The following is a 20,009-nucleotide window of genomic DNA, read 5'->3' as shown; positions in this document are numbered from 1 at the left end:
GGAGAACACCATGGCCGACGCATTATTGGGACTCGGACTCTTGGCGGGCTACGTCACCGCCGGGATCGTCCTGCTCAGGTTCCTGCGGAACGCGTGGGCGGACGTGACCAACGGCCACGCCCCGACCCGTGACCTGCACCCGTACGAGGTCGCCTACCTGCACGGCGACCGGCGGCACGCGGTCGCCACGGCGATCGCGGCGCTGCGCCTCGACGGCATGGTCGACGCCCACGCCGACGGCCGGTTGACGGCGACCGCGCCGCCCATCGCGGACCCGCGCGCCGCGGGCGGGCCGCTGGACGCGGCGATCTATTCGGCGCTCGTCGGCGGCCTGACCTGGACGGTCCACGAACTGACCAACGAGAAGGATGTCAGGGTCGCGCTAGACCGGCTCCACGACGGGCTCGTCGCGGAGGGTGTGCTGATCGGTCCGGATCACTCGCGCGCCCGGCGGACCTCCCGGCGGCTCCGCCTGGCGTGGACGGCGCTCGGCTTCCCGCTCTACTTCGCCGACTTCTTTCAAGGCTTCCCGGAGTTCCTGCTTCCGTTGGCGGCCGTGCTCGTCATCAACGTGGTCGGGTTCCGGCTGCTCCGCAACCGCTGGTGGTCGACGGTGGAGGGCGACCGCTTCGTCGAGCAGAGCAGGACCGCCAACGCCCACCTCGATCCGGCGCACACGCCCTCGTACGCCGATCTCGACCCCCGGTCGGCGCTGCTGGCCATCGCGGTGTTCGGACCGGTGGCGTTGATGGCCTTCGACCCCGTGTTCGTCCAGACCATCGGGCTCGGCCGCTATGTCGGGACGACCGGTTTCACCACCTCCACGCCCGTCGGCACGTCCTGCGCGAGCACCGTCGTGGTGTGCTCGACCGTTTCCTCCTGCGGGAGCAGTAGCAGCTCTTGCGGGAGCAGTAGCAGCTCGTGCGGGGGCGGCAGCTCGTGCGGAGGCGGCGGTGGTTTCTGACGTCACCGTTCCGGAACTCGGGGTCGGCGTCGGCTGGCGTCCCGAGATCGCCGGGTTCGTCGAGGCGCTGCCCAAGCTGCGCTTCACCGAGGTGATCGCCGAATCCGTCCATCCGGAGCGTCCCGCACCCGACCTGGCGGCCCTGCGCGACCGCGGCGTGACGATCGTCCCGCACGGCGTGAAGCTCTCCCTCGGCGGCGCCGAGCCGGTGGCCGCCGATCGTGTCGCGCACCTCGCCGCCTGCGCCGAGGTCCTGAAGGCGCCGCTGGTGAGCGAGCACGTCGCGTTCGTCCGGGCGGGCGGGATCGAGGCCGGTCACCTGCTGCCGGTTCCGCGGACACGGGCCGCGCTGGACGTCCTCACCGCCAACATCCGCCGCACCCGGTCGGAACTGCCCGTCCCGCTGGCCGTCGAGCCCATCGCCATGCTCTTCGACTGGCCGGACGACGAATACACCGAGGCCGACTTCCTGACCGAACTGCTGGACCGCACCGGCGCCCTCCTCTTGCTGGACGTCGCCAACGTGTACGCCAACGCGCGCAACCGCGGCGAGGACCCCCTCGCCCTCCTCGACCGGCTGCCGCTCGACCGCGTCGCGTACTGCCATGTCGCCGGCGGCTCCGAGGCTGGCGGGCGGTACCACGACACGCATGCCGCCGCCGTCCCGGCCGGGGTCCTGGACTTGGTCGCCGAGATGTGCGCCAGGCAACGGCCGCCGGGGTTCCTCCTGGAACGCGACGGCCACTACCCGCCCGTCGACGAGCTGCGGGCCGAGCTGGACGCCATCGCCGCCGCCTCCGGATTTCCGGCGGTCACATGAGCGAACCGTTCGACGTCGAACTGGCGGCCGCGCAGGAGGCACTCGTCCGGGCCATGGCCGCGGGCGGACCCCTGCCCGAGGGGTTCGACGCCGACGCGGTCCGGGCGACCGCACGCGGCATCCTCGCCAAACGGGCCGGTGAGGTCGCCCGCGCCTGGCCGCTGCTCGCCGGGTCGTACGGCGCGTCCTGGACGGCGACGTTCGCCGGATGGGCGACCGAACGTCCGACACGGGGATCCTTCCGGGACGGCTGGGACTTCGCGCGGGCCCGGCGCGCCGACCTCACCGCCGAGGCGGCACGGGAACTGGCGCTCGTCGAGGCCCGCTGGTCCTACGACGGCGCGTCGCCGCCCTGGCCGCGCCGGGCGGCCGTCCGGCGGGTGCCGGGCGGGGTGGCGCTGGTCGCCCGCGGGCGGATCCGCGTGATCGGCCGGGGCGCGGGCGCGCCGACCCCCCGGTAACGGCTATGGTCTAGACCAATGAGGGCGCGCCGGGACCCTGGCGAATGCCCCGTGCCGTCCTGCCCGGACGGCTAGTCTGAGGTGTGGAGTTCGAGGGAGGAGCCCGGTGGCAGAAGGAGAAGGCATGCGCGTCGGAGTGCTGACCGGAGGCGGTGACTGCCCCGGCCTGAACGCGGTCATCCGCGCGGTCGTGCGCAAGGGCGTCCAGGTCTTCGGCTACGAGTTCGTGGGCTTCCGCGCCGGGTGGCGCGGCCCCCTCGAAGGCGACACCGTGGCCCTCGACGTCCAGGCCGTGCGCGGGATCCTGCCGCGCGGCGGGACGATCCTCGGCTCGTCCCGGACGAACCCGATCAAGGTCGAGGGCGGGGTCGAGCGGATCAAGGACAACCTCGCCGGCCTCGGCGTGGACGCGCTGATCGCCATCGGCGGCGAGGACACCCTCGGCGTCGCCCGCGAACTGTACGCCCAGGGCGTCAAGGTCGTCGGCGTGCCGAAGACCATCGACAACGACCTCAACGCCACCGACTACACGTTCGGCTTCGACACCGCCGTGAACATCGGCATGGAGGCCGTCGACCGGCTGCACACCACCGCCGAGAGTCACCACCGCGCCCTGATCTGCGAGGTCATGGGCCGGCACGCGGGCTGGATCGCGCTGCACGTCGGCATGGCCGCGGGCGCCAACGTCATCCTCATCCCCGAGCGGCCCTTCGACATCGAGAAGGTCTGCCAGTACGTCGAGAGCCGGTTCAAGACCCGCTACGCGCCGATCATCGTGGTGTCCGAGGGCGCCCACCCGATCGACGGGCAGATGCACCTGCAGACCGGCGAGCGGGACGCGTTCGGGCACGTCCGGCTCGGCGGCATCGGCCAGCTCCTCGCCGACGAGATCGAGAAGCGCACCGGCAAGGAGGCCCGCGCCACCGTGCTCGGGCACATCCAGCGCGGCGGCACGCCCACCGCGTTCGACCGCGTCCTCGCCACCCGCTTCGGCCTCCAGGCCATCGACGCCGTCAAGGACGGCGACTACGGAAAGATGGTCGCGCTCAAGGGCACCGAGATCATCCGGGTCGGCCTCGACGAGGCCACCAAGGAACTGAAGACCGTCCCGCTGGAGCGTTACTCCGAGGCCGAGGTCTTCTTCGGCTGAGCGATCGTCTCCGGCCGACCGGCCCTCCGGGCGGGAACACGCTTACCGAGTCGCGGTGTTGCTCAGTCTGAGCCACACTGGAGTTCCACCCCTCGGACCTTGTTCCCGCCTGGAGGATCACGCATGACCACGCTCGACACCGCGGCGGCGGACGTCCGCGAACAGTCGCCCGTCGCGGGCGAGCCGTGTGTGCTGCTCAAACTGGGTGAGGTCGTCCTCAAGGGCAAGAACCGCGAGCAGTTCGAACGCCGCCTCGCCGACAACGTGCGCGCCGCCGTCCGCCCCATCGCCCGGGTCGACGTGATCCGGCGGCACGGCGTGTTCATCGTCCGCAAACACGACGCCGACCTCGTCACCATGGACCGGGTCGCGCAGCGGATCACCGACGTCATGGGCATCGTGTGGGCGCACCGGGCCTGGCGCGTCGGAAAGGACCTTCCCAGCGTCGAACAGGCCGCGCTCGAACTCATGGACGGCCGCACCGGCGCGTTCGCCGTCCGGTCCCGCCGCCGTGACAAGCGGTTCCCGCTGACCTCCACCGAGCTCGACCGGCACATCGGCACCCTCCTCACCGGCAGGTACGGGCAGCCCGTCCGGCTCAAGGACCCCGAGCACACCCTGTCGATCGAGGTCGACCGCGACGAGGTGTTCGTCTACTCCGGCGGGCTTCCCGGCCAGGGCGGCCTGCCCGTCGGCATGAGCGGCCGCGCCCTCGTGCTGATGTCCGGCGGCATCGACTCGCCCGTCGCCGCGTACCGGATGATGCGCCGCGGCCTGCGCGTCGACTACCTGCACTTCTCCGGCATGCCCTTCACCGGCCCCGAGTCGATCTACAAGGCGTACGCGCTGGTCCGCGAGCTGGACAAGTTCCAGGGCGGGTCCCGGCTGTTCGTCGTCCCGTTCGGCAAGGCGCAGCAGCAGATCAAGACGTCCGGCGCCGACCGGCTCGCCGTGGTCGCGCAGCGCCGGTTGATGCTGCGCACCGGTGAACTCCTCGCCCGCCGCCTACGTGGCGGCGCCCTGATCACCGGCGACGCGCTCGGCCAGGTGTCGAGCCAGACGCTCGCCAACATCACCGCGCTGGACGACGCCGTCGAGCTGCCGATCCTGCGCCCCCTCGTCGGCATGGACAAGGTCGAGATCATGGACCAGGCGCGCCGGATCCGCACCCTGACGATCTCCGAGCTGCCCGACGAGGACTGTTGCACGGTCCTGGCACCCCGCCGCGCCGAGACCAGAGCGAAGATCGACGACCTACGCCAGATCGAGAAGCGCCTGGACGTGGGCGAACTGGCCGAACAACTGGTGGACTCCGTCCAAGAACACCGCCCCACCTACGCCGACCCAGCCGCGAGCTGACACCCGTTGCAGCCCCGGTCACGCAGCGAGCCGCCAGGCGAGCGAAGTGGGCCGTTCCTGCGAACTAACGCGCGTCGAAGTCGGTCGGGCGTGGAGGTTCGGGGCCGTCCGGCCCCATCAGTGTGACGCGTTCGATGCGGACGATGCGGAACCGGCGGCCCGCCACGGCGATGCCGTTGCGGCGTGTCTCGTCCTCCATCAGCGCCGCCGCCTCCGCGAACTGGGCGACGTCCGTCGAGGCGGGGCTCTCCACGGCGGGCACCACATGCCGGAAGTAGGTGACCAGGGAGTCCCGGGCCTGCTGCGGGGCGTCGTGCAGCCGTCCGACCGGCCGCCAACGGCGCTCGCCCCGTTCGGCGACGGTGAACGCGGGCGCCAGCGCGACCGGCGTGAACACGCCGGACGGATCGCCGCCCGCCGCCGCGTTCAGCACCTGGCTCAGCAGCTCGGCGATGGCGACGTCGGAGGCCGGGCCGTTGTCGGGCAGCAGGTCGTAGGGACGCGCGGCGCGCCGGCCGCGGGGCCGCGGGTCGAGGTCGGTCGGCCGGGGAGGTTCGGGGCCCTCCGGGCCGGTACGGACGAGCTGCTCGATCCGCACGATCCGGAACCGCCGCCCGGCCGCGATCACCTCGTCGGCGGCCTCGTCCTGCAGCGTCCGCGCCGCGACGGCGAGCCGCCGGGCCTCCTCCGCGTTCGCCATGGCCGCCCGATCGTCCAGATGGACGGCGAGGAGCTCGCGGGCGCCCTGCGGCAGCGGGTCGCACGGGCACACGATCTGCCAGCCGCCGGGGACGCGCTCGGCCGCCGTGAACAGCGCGCCCAGCACCACGAGTTCCGGGTAGGCGGAGACGGCGCGGCACGCGTCGGCCAGCATCACCGCGGCGACCGGGTCGACGCCTTCGAGATCCTCCGGGAACAGCCGCCCCCCGGCGTCACCATCGCCCGATGTCATGGCGGCCATCCTCGCGCCGCACGCGTCCCCCGGCCAATGGTTCAGACCAATTCGTTACCGGCCTGTGCGCGTTCGGCTGCATTCCGCCGTCGGACGGGTGCGACGAGGACGACCAGGCTCACCGCCAGCAGCCCGAGACCGCCCAGCGCGACCGGGCCGAGACGCTCGTCGAGCAGCGCGATGCCCAGCACCGCCGCCACGGCCGGTTCCGCCAAGGTCAACGTCGTCGCCGTGGTGGCGGGCGTCGTGCGCAGGCCGCGTGCGAACAGCAGGTAGCCGCCGCCGGTGGTGACCACGCCCAGGTAGAGCGCGATCAGCGCGCCCGGCACCGTCGCCACCCAGCCCGCGGGCTGGGTCAGCAGGATCGGGACCAGCGGGACGGCCGCCGCCCCGAACAGCGCCCCGGTGACGGCCCGGTCGTCCTCGCCGCGGGTGATGAGGACGGACGCGACCGTCGCGTACACCGCGTACGACAGCCCCGACAGCAGCGCCAGCGCGATCCCGGCGGGGTCGGTGCCCGCGTCCCGGCCGCCGCCGACGAGGAGCGCGCAGCCCGCGACGGCGCCGGTGGTCGCCAGGGCCCAGCGGCCGCCCGGCGCCGCCCGCCGGGTCACCAGCCCGACGGCGCCGGTGAACGCGGGGGCGCTGCCGATCGTGACGATGGTGGCGACGGCGACGCCGGCGCGTCCGGCGGAGACGAAGAACGCCGTCTGGTACGCGGCGATCGTGACCGCGCCGACGCCGACGAGCGGCGCGTTGCGGCGGTCACGGAACAGCCGGCGCAGCCCGGCGCCGCGCCGGGAGGCCGCGGCGAGCGCGAACAGGACCAGCCCGCCGACGATGACGCGGACCGCGGCGACCGAGAACGCCGACGACCCGTCCGCGAAGGTGCGGACCGTACCGGTGGTGCCCCACAGGGACGCCGCGAACAGGATGTGGAGGCCGCCGCGCCGGGCGCGGGCGGACGTGTGCGGTGACACGAGGAGTGACTCCTGGACTCGAATTCGGACGAGGGATCCGGATTCGGGGCGCAGGAGAACACCGGCCGGGCGCGGAGCGCGCCTGGCCGTCGTCTCAGGACTCGGTCAGCGAGTGCGGTCGCCGCGCCCCGTGCGGGGCGCGGGCGGGCCGCAGTCGGAGGTCCAGTACTCCATGGCCGGAACGATACCGATCACGCGGGCACGGCGTCGGCCTCCGCCGCCCGGGTGAGGGAACGGCCGACGATCGGCGGCAGGTCGCGGACGAGCTTGGCGAGCTCGCGCAGGTCGCCGTCCACGAGGGCCTGCGGGCCGTCGCACAGCGCCGCCTCCGGATGCGGGTGCACGTCGATGATCACGCCGTCGGCGCCGACGGCGATCGCGGCGCGGGTCAGCGGCAGGACGAGGTCGCGGCTGCCGCCCGAGTGGGACGGGTCCACGATCACCGGCAGGTGGGAGAGGCGCTGCGCCACCGGCACCGCGGAGATGTCCAGGGTGTTGCGGGTGGCCTTCTCGAACGTGCGGATGCCGCGCTCGCACAACACGATGTCGAGGTTGCCGCGCTGCGCCACGTACTCGGCGGCCATCAGCCACTCCTCGATCGTCCCGCTCATGCCGCGCTTCAACATGACCGGCTTGCCGGACTCGCCCGCGGCCTGGAGCAGCGCGAAGTTCTGCGCGTTGCGGGTGCCGATCTGGAGCATGTCGGCGTAGGAGGCGACGAGGTCGACGTCGGCGGCGTCCACCACCTCGGTCACGACCGGCATGCCCGTCTCCTCCCGCACGTCCGCGAGGATGCGCAGGCCGGCCTTGCCGAGGCCCTGGAACGCGTACGGGGACGTCCGCGGCTTGAACGCGCCGCCGCGCAGCAGCGTCGCCCCGGCGGCCTGCGCCATCTGCGCGGCGCCGAGGGTCTGCTCGGGCGTCTCCACCGCGCACGGCCCGGCGATCAGCGTCATGGTCCCCGGCCCGATCGGCACGCCGCCGACCCGCACGACCGACCGTTCGGCGTGGTTCTCCCGGCTGACCAGCTTGTGCGGCGCGGAGATGCGCAGGACGTCGCTGACGCCGCGCAGCGCCCGCAGGTTCAGCGAGCCGAACTGCTGGACGTCACCGACGAGCCCGACGATGGTCCGCTCCACGCCGCGGCTCACGAAGGCCTCACCCCCCGCCGTCTCGACCAGCGCGACGACGGCCTCGATGTCCGCTTCGTTGGCCTCCGGGGCCATGACGACGACCATGGGTGTTGCCTCTCTCGTTCGCGCGGGGTCCCCCATGGACCCCGCGAACATGCCCTGAAAACGACGAAAGCCCCGGGCCAGTGCGGCCCGGGGCTTCTCGCCAGGTGGTCTGTCAGCGCAACGTCCGGCAGACCAGCCGCCCGGGCTGGTCGAACCAAAAGAAATAGACGACGTTGCGCACGGAGTCAGCTTAACGGGTCCGGCCCCGCGCCGACACCGCGCGGTCGCCGCGCGCACCCCGAATATGGCTCACCTCACGCCGGATGGCAGGATGGCCGCGTCATGTCCCACCCCGAACAGCCCGCACCGTCGCCGCGCGATCTGCCGCCCGGCCAGTACGTCCCCCGGGGCTGGCCCGTCCTGCACTACGGCCCCGTCCCGAAGTTCCGGCCCGACGACTGGGACTTCCGCGTCTTCGGCGCCACGGAGTCGGGGGAGCAGTACCGCTGGTCATGGGACGAGTTCGACGCGTTCCCCAAGACCACCGCCGTCGGCGACTTCCACTGCGTGACGAAGTTCACGATCCCCGACAACGAGTGGGCGGGCGTCGCGGGCTCGGCGATGGTGGAGCTGGCGCCGCCCGCGCCGGACGTCACGCACGTGATGGTCTGGGCCGAGTACGGCTACAGCGCCAACATCCGGATGAGCGACTTCCTCGCCGACGGGACGATGTTCGCCACCCACCGCGACGGGGAGCGGCTCACCCCCGACCACGGGTTCCCGCTCCGCATCGTCGTCCCGCACCTGTACGCGTGGAAGAGCGTGAAATGGGTGCGGGGAGTGGAGTACCTGGTGAAGGACCGCCGCGGGTTCTGGGAGGAACGCGGCTACCACAACGTCGCCGACCCGTGGCGGGAGCAGCGCTACTCCTACCAGGAGGACGAGGGCGAGTCCCCACCGCTGTGATCAGGGCGCTGTGATCGGGCCGCTGTGACCGGCCACGCGCCGGCACCCGCGGATGTGGCCCAGCCGAGACCATCGTAAATGGGCAACACCCTCACCCGCGGGGGCGACAGACGTTACCGTACGTTTCCATGGTCCTACCGTCCGTCGCCGCGGTCGTGGGGTGCGCCACGACCGCCTGCGCCGCCGCGGGGGCGTGGGCGCTGCGCCGGAGGCTCGGACTGCCCCGCGACCTTCGCCGTGACCTTCGACGCGATCTCCCGCGCGGCTTTCGACGCGGTCTGCCCCGCTGCCTTCTGCGGGGTCTCCCGCGCGGACTCCCGCGCGGCCGTGCCCGGGGCCTGCCGCGCCGGGCGCCCGGCGACGCGGCCGAGAAGGCGACGTTCGCGGCGCTGCACCTGATCGCGCGGGCGTCGCCGCCGCTGCGCGCCGGGCTGACCGAGGACTCCGCGCGCACCGCCGCCCGGCGGCTGCGGCCCCTGCTCGGCGCCGAGGCCGTCGCGCTGGTGGGGGTGCTGCCGCCGGACGAGGAGTTCGACGCCCCCGCCGTCCCCGGCGACGGCGACTCCGGGCACGTCCCCGCGATGCCGAGGCTGCTGGCGTGGGACGGCGCCGGCCGCGGCGCCCACGCGCCCCGGGCCGTCCGGGACGCGCTGCCCGTGCTGGCCTCCGGCCGCCCGCGCGTGGTCGCCCCCGAGCTGCTCGGCTGCCGCGACCCGCGGTGCCCCGTCCAGGTGGCGATGGTCGCGCCGCTGAGTGTCGAGGGGCACGTCGAGGGGACGATGACGGTGTACTGGCGGACGCCGTCCACGGCCCGGGTCCGCGCGGTCGGTGAGGCCGCCCGGCTCGTCACCGGTCAGCTCGAACTCGCCGGGCTCGACGACACCCGCCTCAGGCTCGCCGAGGCCGAGCTGCGGGCCCTCCGCGCCCAGATCTCCCCGCACTTCGTGTACAACTCGCTGACGACGATCGCCTCGTTCGTCCGGACCGATCCCGAACGCGCCCGCGCGCTGCTGCTCGACTTCGCCGACTTCGCCCGGTACTCCTTCCGCAACCCGCGCGACTTCACCACCCTCGCCGACGAGCTGCGCTCCATCGACCGGTACCTGCTGCTGGAGCGCGCCAGGTTCGGCGACCGGCTGAAGGTCCGGGTGGAGATCGCGCCCGAGGTGCTGCCCGTCGCGGTGCCGTTCCTCGCGCTGCAGCCGCTCGTCGAGAACGCCGTCCGGCACGGCATGGCCGACGCGGGCGAGGTGTTCCACCTCTCGATCGTGGCGCGCGACTCCGGCGCCGAGGCCGCGATCAGCGTCGAGGACGACGGCGTCGGCATGGACCCCGAGCGGCTCCGGGAGATCCTCTCCGCGCCGCTCGGACGTCCGGGACCGGTCGGCTGGGGAAGCGTCGCGGCCCGCGGGCGGCGCGGCGACTGCGGCGCCGGCATCGGCCTCGCGAACGTCGACGAGCGGATGCGCCAGGTCTACGGGGACGAGTACGGGCTGACCGTCGAGACCGCGCTCGGCGCCGGAACGAAGGTGAGTTTACGCGTCCCGAAGTACCGTCCCGGCGTGTTCCCGGACTGACCCGTGCCGCCGCGACACGCCACTCACTTTTCGGAACCGATTGCGGACAGACGGTAATCGCGGCAAAGTCGCCCTCATGCTTCACGTCCTGGCCGTCGACGACGAACGTCCCGCCCTGGAGGAACTGACCTACCTGCTCCGCAAGGATCCGCGGGTCGGCCGGGTCAGCCGCGCGGGTGACGCCTCGTCCGCGCTGCGCGACCTGAGCCGCATGCTCGTCGAGGGCGAGCGCCTCGACGCCGTCTTCCTGGACATCCGCATGCCCGGTCTCGACGGGCTCGACTTCACCCGCCTGCTCACCGGCTTCGCCGCGCCCCCGCACGTCGTCTTCGTGACCGCGCACGACGACTGCGCCGTCACCGCCTTCGAGCTCGGCGCGCTCGACTACCTGCTGAAGCCCGTCCGCCCTGAACGGCTCGCCGAGTCGGTGCGGCGCGTCGTCGGCGCCGTCGGGCGGGCGGTGCCGCCGCCCGCGCAGGCCCGCGACCCCGACGACGAGATGATTCCCGTCGAGCTCGGCGGGCGCACCCGGCTCGTGTCCCGCCGGGCGGTCACCTATGTGGAGGCGCAGGGCGACTACGTCCGGCTGCACACCGCCGACGGCGGCTACCTCGTCCGCATGCCGCTGTCGGCGCTGACCAGGCGGTGGGAGGCCGCCGGGTTCATCCGGATCCATCGCAGCACCCTCGTCGCGGCCGCGCACATCACCGAGGTCCGGTTCGACGGCGGTCGCGCCGCCGTCCAGATCGGCGACGAACTGTTGCAGGTCAGCCGGCGCCACACCCGCGAGGTGCGGGAGCGGCTGGTCCGCCGGTTCCACCAGCCGGACGGCGAGGACGACGGCGCGGGAGGCGCACACGATGAACGGTGAACGCCGGACGGTGGTCACCGGCAGGGGCCGTGCGCGGACCCCGCCGGACGCCGCGCAGCCGCCCGGAGCCCGGCCCGCCGACGACCAAGGAGGAGCGCCCGAACCGCCCGGAACCGAGACACAGGATCCCGATCCCCTTCATACCGACCCCAACTGTTCCGGGGAGTGCGGGTGGGCGGCTCCCCACGGTTACCTTCACGGTGACCTTCACGACGAAGCGCCCCGGCCCGACGAGGCGTCCGCCCTGATCCGCGCCCAGTTGCGCATCGCCCTCGGGACACTCGCGATCGTCCTGGCCGTGGTGGCGGGGCTGCCGGCGCTGCTCGCCCTCGTTCCCGCCGTCGCGCGGGCGCGGCTCGGCGGCGTTCCGCTGAGCTGGCTCGTCCTGCTCCTCGGCGTCCAGCCCGTCTGGGTCGCGGTGTCGCTGCGGCAGCTGAGACGCGCCGAACGGGCGGAACGCGACCTGACGAGGCCGGTGGACGGTCCGTGACCGCCGCCGCGGCGCTCATCGCGCTGGTCGCGGTGCTGGCGGCGACGTCCGTGCACGGTGCCCGCGGCCGCCGCTCCGCCGGCACCGCCGCCGACTTCCTGGTCGCCTCCCGCGGGGTCACGCCCTGGTGGAACGCGTCGGCGATCGGCGGCGAGTACATCTCCGCCGCCGCGATCCTCGGCTCCGCCGGGCTGGTGCTCGCCTACGGCGCCGACATGCTGTGGTTCCCCATCGCCGCGACCGCCGGATACGTCCTGCTGCTGGCCTTCGTCACCGCGCCCCTGCGCCGCTCCGGCGCCTACACGGTGCCCGACTTCGCCGAATGGCGCCTCGGCTCCCGGACCGTCCGGCGCGTCGTCACCGGCTGCGTCTGCTTCGTCGGCTGGTTCTACCTGCTGCCGCAGTTCCAGGGCGCCGGGGTGACGTTGCGGGTCCTGACCGGCGCGCCCATCTGGACGGGGTGGGCGGTCATCGTCGCCGTCGCGTTGCTGCTCGCCGCGTCCGGCGGGATGCGCGGGGTCACCGCCGTCCAGGCCGTGCAGTACTGGGTGAAGCTGGTCGCCGTGGCCGTGCCCGCGGTGGTCCTGCTGACCGTGTGGAACCTCGGTGACGGCCCCGACCCGGCCGCCGCGGACCCGCCGCGCTTCGTGTCGGCCACCCGCGTGCAGGTCGGCGCCGACGTCGTCGTCACCGTCCCCGCCGCCGTCACCGTCACCGCGCGAGGACAGGTGGACGGCGTCCGGCGGCACGACGCCACCGTGCCGCTCTCACCCGGCCGGCACGCCATCGGCGCCGGAACCGGCCTGGTGTTCCCCGCGGGCGCGGCGGTCCCGCACGCCGAGGGGCTGCCGGTCCAGGACGGAGCCACCTGGACCACGCCGTTCGGACGCGACCGCCCCCACGGCCTGTTCCACACCTACTCCGCGCTGCTCGGCGTCCTCCTCGGCACCATGGGCCTGCCGCACGTCCTCATGCGCTTCTACACGAGCACCAGCGGAGCGTCGGCCCGCCGCACCGCCGCGTTCGTGCCCGCCCTGCTGGCGCTGTTCTACGTGTTCCCCACCCTGTACGGGATGCTGGGACGCCTCTACGCCCCCGAACTGCTGATGACCGGTGACACCGACGCGACCGTCCTGACCCTCCCGCAGCGGATGCTCCCCGGACCCGGCGGCGCGCTGCTCACCGGCCTCATCGCCGCCGGGGCGTTCGCCGCCTTCATCTCCACCTCCTGCGGGGTCGTCGTCGCCCTCGCCGGGACGATCTCCCAGAGCACCCGCCGCCGCGGCGGCGTCGCCGCGTTCCGCGCCGGCGCCGTGCTCGCCGTGGCCGCGCCGCTCGCCGTCCTGCCGAGGCTCGGTTCGCACGGCACGGCCGACCTGGTCACGCTGGCCCTGTCCGTCTCGGCGTGCTCCCTGTGCCCGCTGCTCGTCCTCGGCATCTGGTGGCGCGGCCTGACCGCCGCCGGCGCCGCCGCCGGACTGCTCACCGGCGGGGGCCTCGCCGTCGCCGCCGGGCTCGCCCGGCTGTTCGCCGCCCCCTGGACGGGCTGGACCATGACCGTCCTCGCCCAGCCCACCGCCGTCGCCGCCCCCACCGCCTGCGTCGTCATGGTCGCCGTGTCGCTGCTGACCCGCCGCCGCGTCCCGCGCCGCGCCCACCGCGCGCTGCTGCGCCTGCACCTGCCCGACGACAGGGCCGTCCGCTGAACGCCCGTGATTCGTCGACCAGCGCGTCCACCACGCCGTGGACCGTTCCCGCCGACCGTTCGTCCCTTCGAACCGACCGCTCGCCGGACGGCTACTCCACGCACATCTCCGACTACCTACCGCTCATCGAGGCCCGCGTTTCCAGGTGCATTGGCGGAGGCATCACACCCCTAGAGTTCTCAGTGGCACCAACGACCACAACCGCCTCCGGAGGGGCGGGCGGCCGAACCACACCGCGAACGCCTCCCACAACAGCAAATCCGGAGATCCGGCGCACGCCGGATCGGAGTCGCTGGATCCCGTACCGGGGGGGTGGGATCCGGTGACCTGTGGCTCGGGCGTCGCGGAACAGTCGGGGGGTTGTTCAGCGGCGCCCGAGTCGACTTTCCCGCGTGTTCCCCCTGCGGCCCGGCGTGGACGGCGGTGGATCAGACCGCGTCGCGGAGGCGTTTCAGGGTGGCGATGTCCCTGGCGTGGGGTTCGGGGGCTCGGCCCGGGGTCTCGATGAGGAACGGAACACCGGCCGCGGCGGGGTGACGGAAGAGGTCCGCGAAGGCCTGCTCGCCGATCCGGCCCGCGCCGATGTTCTCGTGACGGTCCCTACCGGACGCGCACGGGTCCTTGGAGTCGTTGGTGTGGACGAGTCTCAGGCGCCCCTCGCCGACGGTGGCGACCAGGGCGTCGAGGGTCTCCTTGACGCCGCCGGGGGCCGCCAGGTCATGACCGGCGGCGAAGGCGTGGCAGGTGTCGAAGCAGACGCCCAGCTTCGGATGATGCTCCAGGCGGTCGAAGAACGGGCCCAACTCCTGCACCTTCGCGCAGAGCATGTTGTTCTGGCCCGCCATGGGCTCCAGGAGAAGGTCGGGCCCGTCGTCGGGAATCTCGTCGAGGAGCGGGAGGACGTGCTCGTGCACCTGGGCCATCGCCTGGTCGTAGGTCTGGGAGACCGAGGAGCCGGTGTGCACCACCACGCCACGGGCCCCGAGCGCGTGGCCGCGGGCCAGGGAGTGGCGGATGGCCGCGATCGACTTGGTCAGCGTGTCGGGGGTGGGGGAGCCGACGTTGACCAGGTACGGGGTGTGCACGTAGACGGGGATGTCGGTTCGGGCGCGCAGCTTCTCGTCCTCGGCGGGCCTGCCCTCGGGGAGTGCCCACCCGCGGGGGTTGGCCACGAAGACCTGGACGGCCTCCGCGCCGATCTCGGCGGCGTACTTCAGGCCGCCGGTGGCGAGGCCACCGGCCACGGGGACGTGGGCGCCGACCGGGTTGTTCACCTCAGGGCCCCCGCACGATCGTGACGGTGGAGCCGCGCGGCGCCTCGCCGTCGCTCGGGGACTGGAAGCGGACCGTGCTCCCACCGAAACCCGTCACCTTGACCTTGAAACCGGAGTCCTCCAGGGCCCGCCTGGCGTCGTTCACGTCGCGGCCCGTCATGTTCGGGACGGGGATGTTCTCGGTCGGCTCGCCGTCGTTGCAGCCGAACTCGAACGGGCCCGCGTCGACGATGCAGTCGCGCTTGTTGACGACGAGCGTGACGTCGTCGCCCCGGGACACGCCGGTGCCCTCGGCGGGATCCTGCTCTAGGACCGTGTCCGCGGGTTTTCCGTCGACCTTCTTCTTCTCGACCTTGACCTTCAGGCCCATCGAGCGGAGCTGGTTGGCGGCGGCGTCGCCGTTCTGACCGATGAGACCCGGCATCGACATGCCGGTGGAGACGACGATCCCGACCGGCTCGTCCGGGGACAGTCGCGCGCCCGCCTCGGGGTCGGTGCCGACGACACTGTCCCGGGGGACGGTCTGGGACGGGGTCCTGCTCGTGCGGCCGACGGTGAAGCCCTCGTCCTCAAGGGTCTGTTCGGCGTCGTCCAGCGACTTGCCCTCGACGTCGGGCACCTTCTTCGGCGTGATGCCCCTGGACGGCGTGAGCGTGACGGTCTCGCCCTTGGCGATCCGGGAGCCCGCGGGCGGGTCGGTTCTGACGACGCCGCCCTTGTGGACACGGTCGTCGTAGACGGGCTTCGCCGTCTGCACGTGCAGCCCGGCGCTCTCCAGCCGGTCGCGGGCGTCGGTGACCTTCATGCCGACGACGGACGACGGGACGCGCTCGTACTGCCCCGACGTCTGGTACCAGACCGCCCACCCGAGGATGACCGCCGCGACCAGGCCGAGGGCGAGGAGGACGTAGCGGCCGGTCAACGCGCCGATGGCGCGGTCGGTCCGGGTGCGTTCGGGTCGCTGGGCGGCGGGCAGGGTGTTCGCGTCGAGGACGGCGGTGTGGGGGCCCGCGGCCGGGGTTTCCAGGACGCGAGTGTCGTTGCCGGACGCGTCCTGGATCCGGCGGTCGATGTCGGGGGGCAGCCCGCCGAACACCTCGGCGACCTCGGCGAGGTACTGGTTCGCGTCCTGCGGGCGGCGCTGCGGGTCGTGGCTCGTCGCGTCGGTGACCAGCTCGTCGACCCGGGTGGGGATGCCGGGGACCACGCTGGACGGCGGCGGCACCGTCTCGTTGACGTGCTTGTAGGCGACGGCGAGGGGCGTGTCGGCCTGGTGGGGGAGCCGCCCGGTGAGCAGCTCGAACAGCATGACCCCGGCGGCGTACACGTCCGAGCGGACGCCGGCGTCCCCGGACACGACCTGCTCGGGCGCGAGATAGCCGACCGTGCCGATGATGATCCCGGTCTTGGTCATCTTGCTCGCGGTCTCGGCCCGGGCGAGCCCGAAGTCGGCGACCTTGACCTGGCCGTCCTCGGTGATGAGGACGTTCTCCGGCTTGACGTCGCGGTGCACGAGTCCGGCGCGGTGCGCGGCGCCGAGCGCGGCCAGCACCGGCTGCATGATCTCCAGGGCGGCGCGGGGGCCGAACCGCCTTACCGAGGAGAGCGCGTCGCGGAGCGTGTGGCCGGCGACGTACTCCATGACGAGGAAGACGTGCTCGCCGTCGGTGCGCTGGTCGTAGACGGCGACGACGTTCGGGTGGGACAGCGCCGCCGCGGCCTTCGCCTCGCCGATGAAGCGGGCGACGAAGTCCTCGTCGGAGGCCAGCCCCGCGTGCATCACCTTGATCGCGATGACGCGGTCGAGCCTGAGGTCGCGCGCCAGGTAGACCGTCGCCATGCCGCCGCGAGCGATGCGCGACTCAATGCGGTAGCGCCCGTCGAGCACCCGCCCGACGAGGGGATCGGCAACCGTCGTGTCCATCGCTGCGAGTTTACGGGCGTTTCGGTAAGGAACTCATCAGTCGTGAGTATGAGCATCGATGAGCCCGGAGGGTGATTCCGCCGGGACCACCGGCCCCGGCTGGACGAGGCGGCGCGACCGCCGAGAGCTGCGGGAGACGGCCACACCGGCGAGGCAGAGCAGACCGCCGCCGAGCGTGATGAGCCCGGGAACCTCGCCGAGGAACAGCCACGACATGAGCACGACCAGGGCGGGCACGGCGTAGGTGGTGGCGCCCATCTTCCCGGCGGACGTCCGGGCCAGCGCGTAACCCCAGGTCGTGAACGCGAGCGCGGTGGGAAAGACGCCAAGGTAGATCATGTTCAGGGTCGCGCCGACCGGCGCGTCCGCGGCCTGCGACACCAGTTGCCAGGAGAACGGCAGGCAGGCGAGCGTGCCGATCGCGCAGGCGAACGTGGTGAACTGCAACGCCGACGCGTGCCGCAACGCCGGTTTCTGGCTGACGACGCCCGCCGCGTAGGTGACGGCGGCGACGAGGCAGAGCAGCACCCCGCCGACGGACGAGCTGCCCTCCCCGGACATCGACAGCCCCACGACGGCCGCACCGGCGAACGACACGGCCATGCCCAGCAGCAGCCTGGGCGGCAGCCCCTCCTTCAGCAGCCAGCCGCCGAGCAGCGCGATGAGGATCGGCCCGATGTTGACGACCAGGGCGGCGGTGCCGGCGTCCACGAGCTGCTCGCCCCAGTTCAGGGCGACCATGTACGCGCCGAACCAGAGGACGCCCGCCGTGACGATGCCGGGCCAGGCCCCCTTCGCCGGAAGACCCTCGCGCCGGACGACCCACAGCGCGCCGAGGACGACCGTCCCGGACAGCAGACGGCCGAGGGCGAGGGCGCCCGGGGAGTACTCGGCGCCCGCGCTGCGGATCGAGACGAAGGCGGAAGCCCAGAGGAGCACCGTGACCGTGGCGGCCGCCACGGCGAGCCGGTCGACCCGCGCGCCGCTTTCCTGCTGCATGTCACGCACCTTAGGTATGGGACGTTTCCATGAACCCCGAAGCGGCGCGCCGGGTTGCGGCTGCACTGGACCCGGGTGGACCGCTCCAGTCTCGGGCCGTCCACATTTCAGGTCCAGCGAAAATCGCTATACCCGACTCTTAAGAGCTACTGCGAAGTCGCGATCCCGTCGAACGGTGAGGACGCCTGCGCGTAGCGGCGCTTGGGGATGCGTCCCGCCAACCGCGCCAGCCGTCCCCCCTCCACGGCGTGCCGCATCGCCGCGGCCATCCGTGCCGGGTGCCGGGCGCGGGTGACCGCCGTCGCCAGCAGGACCGCGTCGCACCCCAGCTCCATCGCCAGCGCCGCGTCGGACGCGGTGCCGACCCCGGCGTCCAGGATCACCGGGACGCCCGCCCGCTCGACGATCAGCTCGATGTTGTGCGGGTTGCGGATCCCCAGCCCCGACCCGATCGGCGACCCCAGCGGCATCACCGCGGCGCACCCGATCTGCTCCAGGCGCCGCGCCAGGACGGGATCGTCGTTCGTGTACGGCAGCACGACGAACCCGTCGTCGACGAGCTGCTCGGCGGCGTCGACCAGCTCGATCGGATCGGGCAGCAGCGTGTGCTCGTCCGCGATCACTTCGAGCTTGACCCAGTTCGTCCCGAGGGCCTCACGAGCGAGCTTGGCCGTCAGCACCGCCTCGCCCGCCGTGAAACACCCCGCCGTGTTCGGCAGCACCCGGATGCCGCACTCGTTCAACACGTCCAGCACCGAACCGCGGGCCGAGGGGTCCACCCGGCGCATCGCGACCGTGGTCAGCTCCGTCCCGGACGCGGTCAGCGCCTCCCGCAGAACCTGCATGCTCGGCGCGCCCCCGGTCCCCATGATCAGCCGTGACCCCACCTCCTCACCCGCGATGACCAGCGAGTCCATGTCCTCCTGCGGTTCGTGTTCCACTCCGCTGGCGCTCCGTTCCATACGCCCCTCAACCTCCCTGGACGGCGGTCAGAACTTCCAGACGGTCGGCGTCGCGCAGGGGTGTCGCCTCCCACGCCGAGCGGCGGACGACCTCGTCGTTCACCGCCGCCGCCACACCGGAGCCCGCGGTCGTGACGGACGCGACCGCGTCGGCGACGCTGGCGCCGTCGGGCAGCTCGCGCGGCTCACCGTTGACGATCACCTTCATGAGTGCACCTCGGGGGAGAAACGGCCGGGCGTGAACGGCCCGGCGACCTCGGGGACGGGCCCGTCCAGCAGCATCGCGGACAGGATGTCGGCGCTCACCGGCGCGAGCAGGATCCCGTTGCGGAAATGCCCGGTCCCGACGAACAGGCCGGGCAGCGCGGACGGTCCCATCACGGGCGCGTTGTCGGGCGACCCGGGACGCAGTCCCGCCGACACCTCGGTGAACTCCAGTTCGGTGACGCCGGGCAGCAGCTCGCGGGCGTCCCGCAGCAGCTCCCACAGGCCGCCCGCCGTGACGCGCGTGTCGAAGCCCAGCTCCTCCTGGGTGGCGCCGACGACGATCTCGCCGTCCAGGCGCGGCACCAGGTAGACCGACGAGCCCTTCACCAGCCCGCGCGTGGAGCGGCCGACGAACGGCGTCCGGGCGCGGAGCCGGATCACCTGCCCCTTCACCGGACGGACGGGTGGAACGGTCCCGGGCGGAAGTCCGGCGAGGTCGCCGGACCAGGACCCGGCGGCCAGCAGCACCCGGTCGGCGCGGATCTCCGTTCCGTCGTCCAGCCGGACGCCGACGGCCGTGTCGCGCTCGATGACGATCTCCGCGGCCCGCCGCCGGACGACCCGGACGCCGAGTCGCTCGGCCGCCGCGAGCAGCGCCGGGGCCAGCCGCCGCGGGTCGATCGAGCCGTCCTCGGGGGCGAGCAGGCCGCCGCGCACGCCCGGCGCGAGCATCGGCTCCAGCCGCCGGCACTCGCGTCCGGTCAGCGCCTCGGTGGGGATGCCGAGGCTGTCCTGGAAACGGCGCAGGTCGTCCAGGTAGCGCAGGTCGTCGGCGTCGAACGCGACCTCGATGATCCCGTCCGTGCGGTGGCCGGTGTCGAGGCCGGTCAGCTCCTCCAGTTCGGCGACGAACGCGCCGTACCGGTCGCGGGACGCGAGGCCGAGCCGCAGCAGCGGCTCCTCGCCGTAGGTCAGCTCGCTGACCGGGGTGAGCATCCCCGCCGCGACCGCCGTCGCGCCGCTCGCGGGTTCGGGGTCGACCAGGGTGACGGTGGCGCCGCCGGCTGCGGTGCGCCAGGCGGTGGCCAGGCCGATGACCCCGGCCCCGACGATCACGATCTCCATGCGCGCTCCCTTCGCCGGCATGATCCGGATCAGGTCGTGGCGGT

At 73.1% G+C, this 20,009-nt stretch carries 19 protein-coding genes; 10 read left to right on the top strand and 9 right to left on the bottom strand.

The features are described 5' to 3' along the window. The first annotated feature begins 10 nt into the window (after window positions 1-10). The 5 genes from D0T12_RS10240 to thiI all read left to right on the top strand — a co-directional run bounded on the left by D0T12_RS10240 (window position 11) and on the right by thiI (window position 4,754). A complete protein-coding gene (locus tag D0T12_RS10240; RefSeq protein ID WP_117399268.1) occupies window positions 11-964 on the top strand; it encodes a TIGR04222 domain-containing membrane protein in 954 nt (317 codons plus the stop codon). Continuing rightward, the gene (locus D0T12_RS10235) at window positions 954-1,784 is read left to right on the top strand and encodes a DUF692 domain-containing protein (protein WP_199487396.1); all 831 of its coding nucleotides are present in this window, start codon (window positions 954-956) and stop codon (window positions 1,782-1,784) included. Before D0T12_RS10240 ends, D0T12_RS10235 begins: the two co-directional genes overlap by 11 nt. Further along, window positions 1,781-2,245, top strand: coding sequence for a hypothetical protein (locus D0T12_RS35300; protein WP_158581462.1), 465 nt, complete (start codon window positions 1,781-1,783; stop codon window positions 2,243-2,245). The genes D0T12_RS10235 and D0T12_RS35300 overlap by 4 nt, the downstream gene beginning before the upstream one ends. A 124-nt stretch (window positions 2,246-2,369) precedes the next feature. After that, a complete protein-coding gene (locus D0T12_RS10225; RefSeq protein ID WP_117399265.1) occupies window positions 2,370-3,395 on the top strand; it encodes a 6-phosphofructokinase in 1,026 nt (341 codons plus the stop codon). Window positions 3,396-3,518: 123 nt separating this feature from the next. Further along, a complete protein-coding gene (gene thiI / locus D0T12_RS10220) occupies window positions 3,519-4,754 on the top strand; it encodes a tRNA uracil 4-sulfurtransferase ThiI (protein WP_117399264.1) in 1,236 nt (411 codons plus the stop codon). Between the two features lie 64 nt (window positions 4,755-4,818). Here thiI and D0T12_RS10215 read toward each other — a convergent pair whose 3' ends face one another. From D0T12_RS10215 to aroF, 3 genes are all read right to left on the bottom strand, one after another. Beyond that, the gene (locus tag D0T12_RS10215) at window positions 4,819-5,706 is read right to left on the bottom strand and encodes a DUF5954 family protein (RefSeq protein WP_117399263.1); all 888 of its coding nucleotides are present in this window, start codon (window positions 5,704-5,706) and stop codon (window positions 4,819-4,821) included. Between the two features lie 41 nt (window positions 5,707-5,747). Beyond that, window positions 5,748-6,686, bottom strand: a complete 939-nt coding sequence (locus D0T12_RS10210; RefSeq protein WP_117399262.1) for an EamA family transporter — start codon at window positions 6,684-6,686, stop codon at window positions 5,748-5,750. 191 nt (window positions 6,687-6,877) lie between these two features. Further along, a complete protein-coding gene (aroF, locus tag D0T12_RS10205; protein WP_117399261.1) occupies window positions 6,878-7,924 on the bottom strand; it encodes a 3-deoxy-7-phosphoheptulonate synthase in 1,047 nt (348 codons plus the stop codon). Window positions 7,925-8,206: 282 nt separating this feature from the next. Here aroF and D0T12_RS10200 point away from each other — a divergent pair, with 282 nt between their 5' ends. The 5 genes from D0T12_RS10200 to D0T12_RS10180 all read left to right on the top strand — a co-directional run bounded on the left by D0T12_RS10200 (window position 8,207) and on the right by D0T12_RS10180 (window position 13,474). Then, window positions 8,207-8,830, top strand: coding sequence for a sulfite oxidase-like oxidoreductase (locus D0T12_RS10200; protein WP_117399260.1), 624 nt, complete (start codon window positions 8,207-8,209; stop codon window positions 8,828-8,830). A gap of 128 nt (window positions 8,831-8,958) precedes the next feature. Beyond that, window positions 8,959-10,407, top strand: coding sequence for a histidine kinase (locus tag D0T12_RS10195; protein ID WP_117399259.1), 1,449 nt, complete (start codon window positions 8,959-8,961; stop codon window positions 10,405-10,407). Between the two features lie 76 nt (window positions 10,408-10,483). Continuing rightward, entirely contained in the window at window positions 10,484-11,278 is a 795-nt protein-coding gene (locus D0T12_RS10190; RefSeq protein ID WP_117399258.1) for a LytR/AlgR family response regulator transcription factor, read from the top strand. Then, a complete protein-coding gene (locus D0T12_RS10185) occupies window positions 11,268-11,768 on the top strand; it encodes a hypothetical protein (protein ID WP_117399257.1) in 501 nt (166 codons plus the stop codon). Before D0T12_RS10190 ends, D0T12_RS10185 begins: the two co-directional genes overlap by 11 nt. Then, on the top strand, window positions 11,765-13,474 hold the full coding sequence (locus D0T12_RS10180; RefSeq protein ID WP_117399256.1) for a sodium:solute symporter family transporter: 1,710 nt from the start codon (window positions 11,765-11,767) through the stop codon (window positions 13,472-13,474). The genes D0T12_RS10185 and D0T12_RS10180 overlap by 4 nt, the downstream gene beginning before the upstream one ends. A 428-nt stretch (window positions 13,475-13,902) precedes the next feature. Here D0T12_RS10180 and D0T12_RS10175 read toward each other — a convergent pair whose 3' ends face one another. The 6 genes from D0T12_RS10175 to thiO form a co-directional block, all read right to left on the bottom strand. After that, the gene (locus tag D0T12_RS10175) at window positions 13,903-14,748 is read right to left on the bottom strand and encodes a deoxyribonuclease IV (protein WP_117399255.1); all 846 of its coding nucleotides are present in this window, start codon (window positions 14,746-14,748) and stop codon (window positions 13,903-13,905) included. Between the two features lies 1 nt (window position 14,749). Then, the gene (gene pknB, locus D0T12_RS10170) at window positions 14,750-16,672 is read right to left on the bottom strand and encodes a Stk1 family PASTA domain-containing Ser/Thr kinase (protein WP_117399254.1); all 1,923 of its coding nucleotides are present in this window, start codon (window positions 16,670-16,672) and stop codon (window positions 14,750-14,752) included. A gap of 36 nt (window positions 16,673-16,708) precedes the next feature. After that, window positions 16,709-17,671 carry a DMT family transporter gene (locus tag D0T12_RS10165; RefSeq protein WP_117399253.1) on the bottom strand — a complete coding sequence of 321 codons (963 nt, stop codon included), beginning with the start codon at window positions 17,669-17,671 and terminating at the stop codon, window positions 16,709-16,711. A 146-nt stretch (window positions 17,672-17,817) separates the two neighbouring features. Next, on the bottom strand, window positions 17,818-18,588 hold the full coding sequence (locus tag D0T12_RS10160; protein WP_117399737.1) for a thiazole synthase: 771 nt from the start codon (window positions 18,586-18,588) through the stop codon (window positions 17,818-17,820). 52 nt (window positions 18,589-18,640) lie between these two features. Next, window positions 18,641-18,841 carry a sulfur carrier protein ThiS gene (gene thiS, locus D0T12_RS10155; RefSeq protein WP_117399252.1) on the bottom strand — a complete coding sequence of 67 codons (201 nt, stop codon included), beginning with the start codon at window positions 18,839-18,841 and terminating at the stop codon, window positions 18,641-18,643. Then, a complete protein-coding gene (gene thiO, locus D0T12_RS10150) occupies window positions 18,838-19,965 on the bottom strand; it encodes a glycine oxidase ThiO (protein ID WP_117399251.1) in 1,128 nt (375 codons plus the stop codon). Before thiO ends, thiS begins: the two co-directional genes overlap by 4 nt. Window positions 19,966-20,009: the final 44 nt, after the last annotated feature.

The organism is Actinomadura spongiicola, from assembly GCF_003432485.1.
Lineage (GTDB): Bacteria > Actinomycetota > Actinomycetes > Streptosporangiales > Streptosporangiaceae > Spirillospora > Spirillospora spongiicola.
This window is presented reverse-complemented; position numbering and strand designations above follow the sequence as displayed.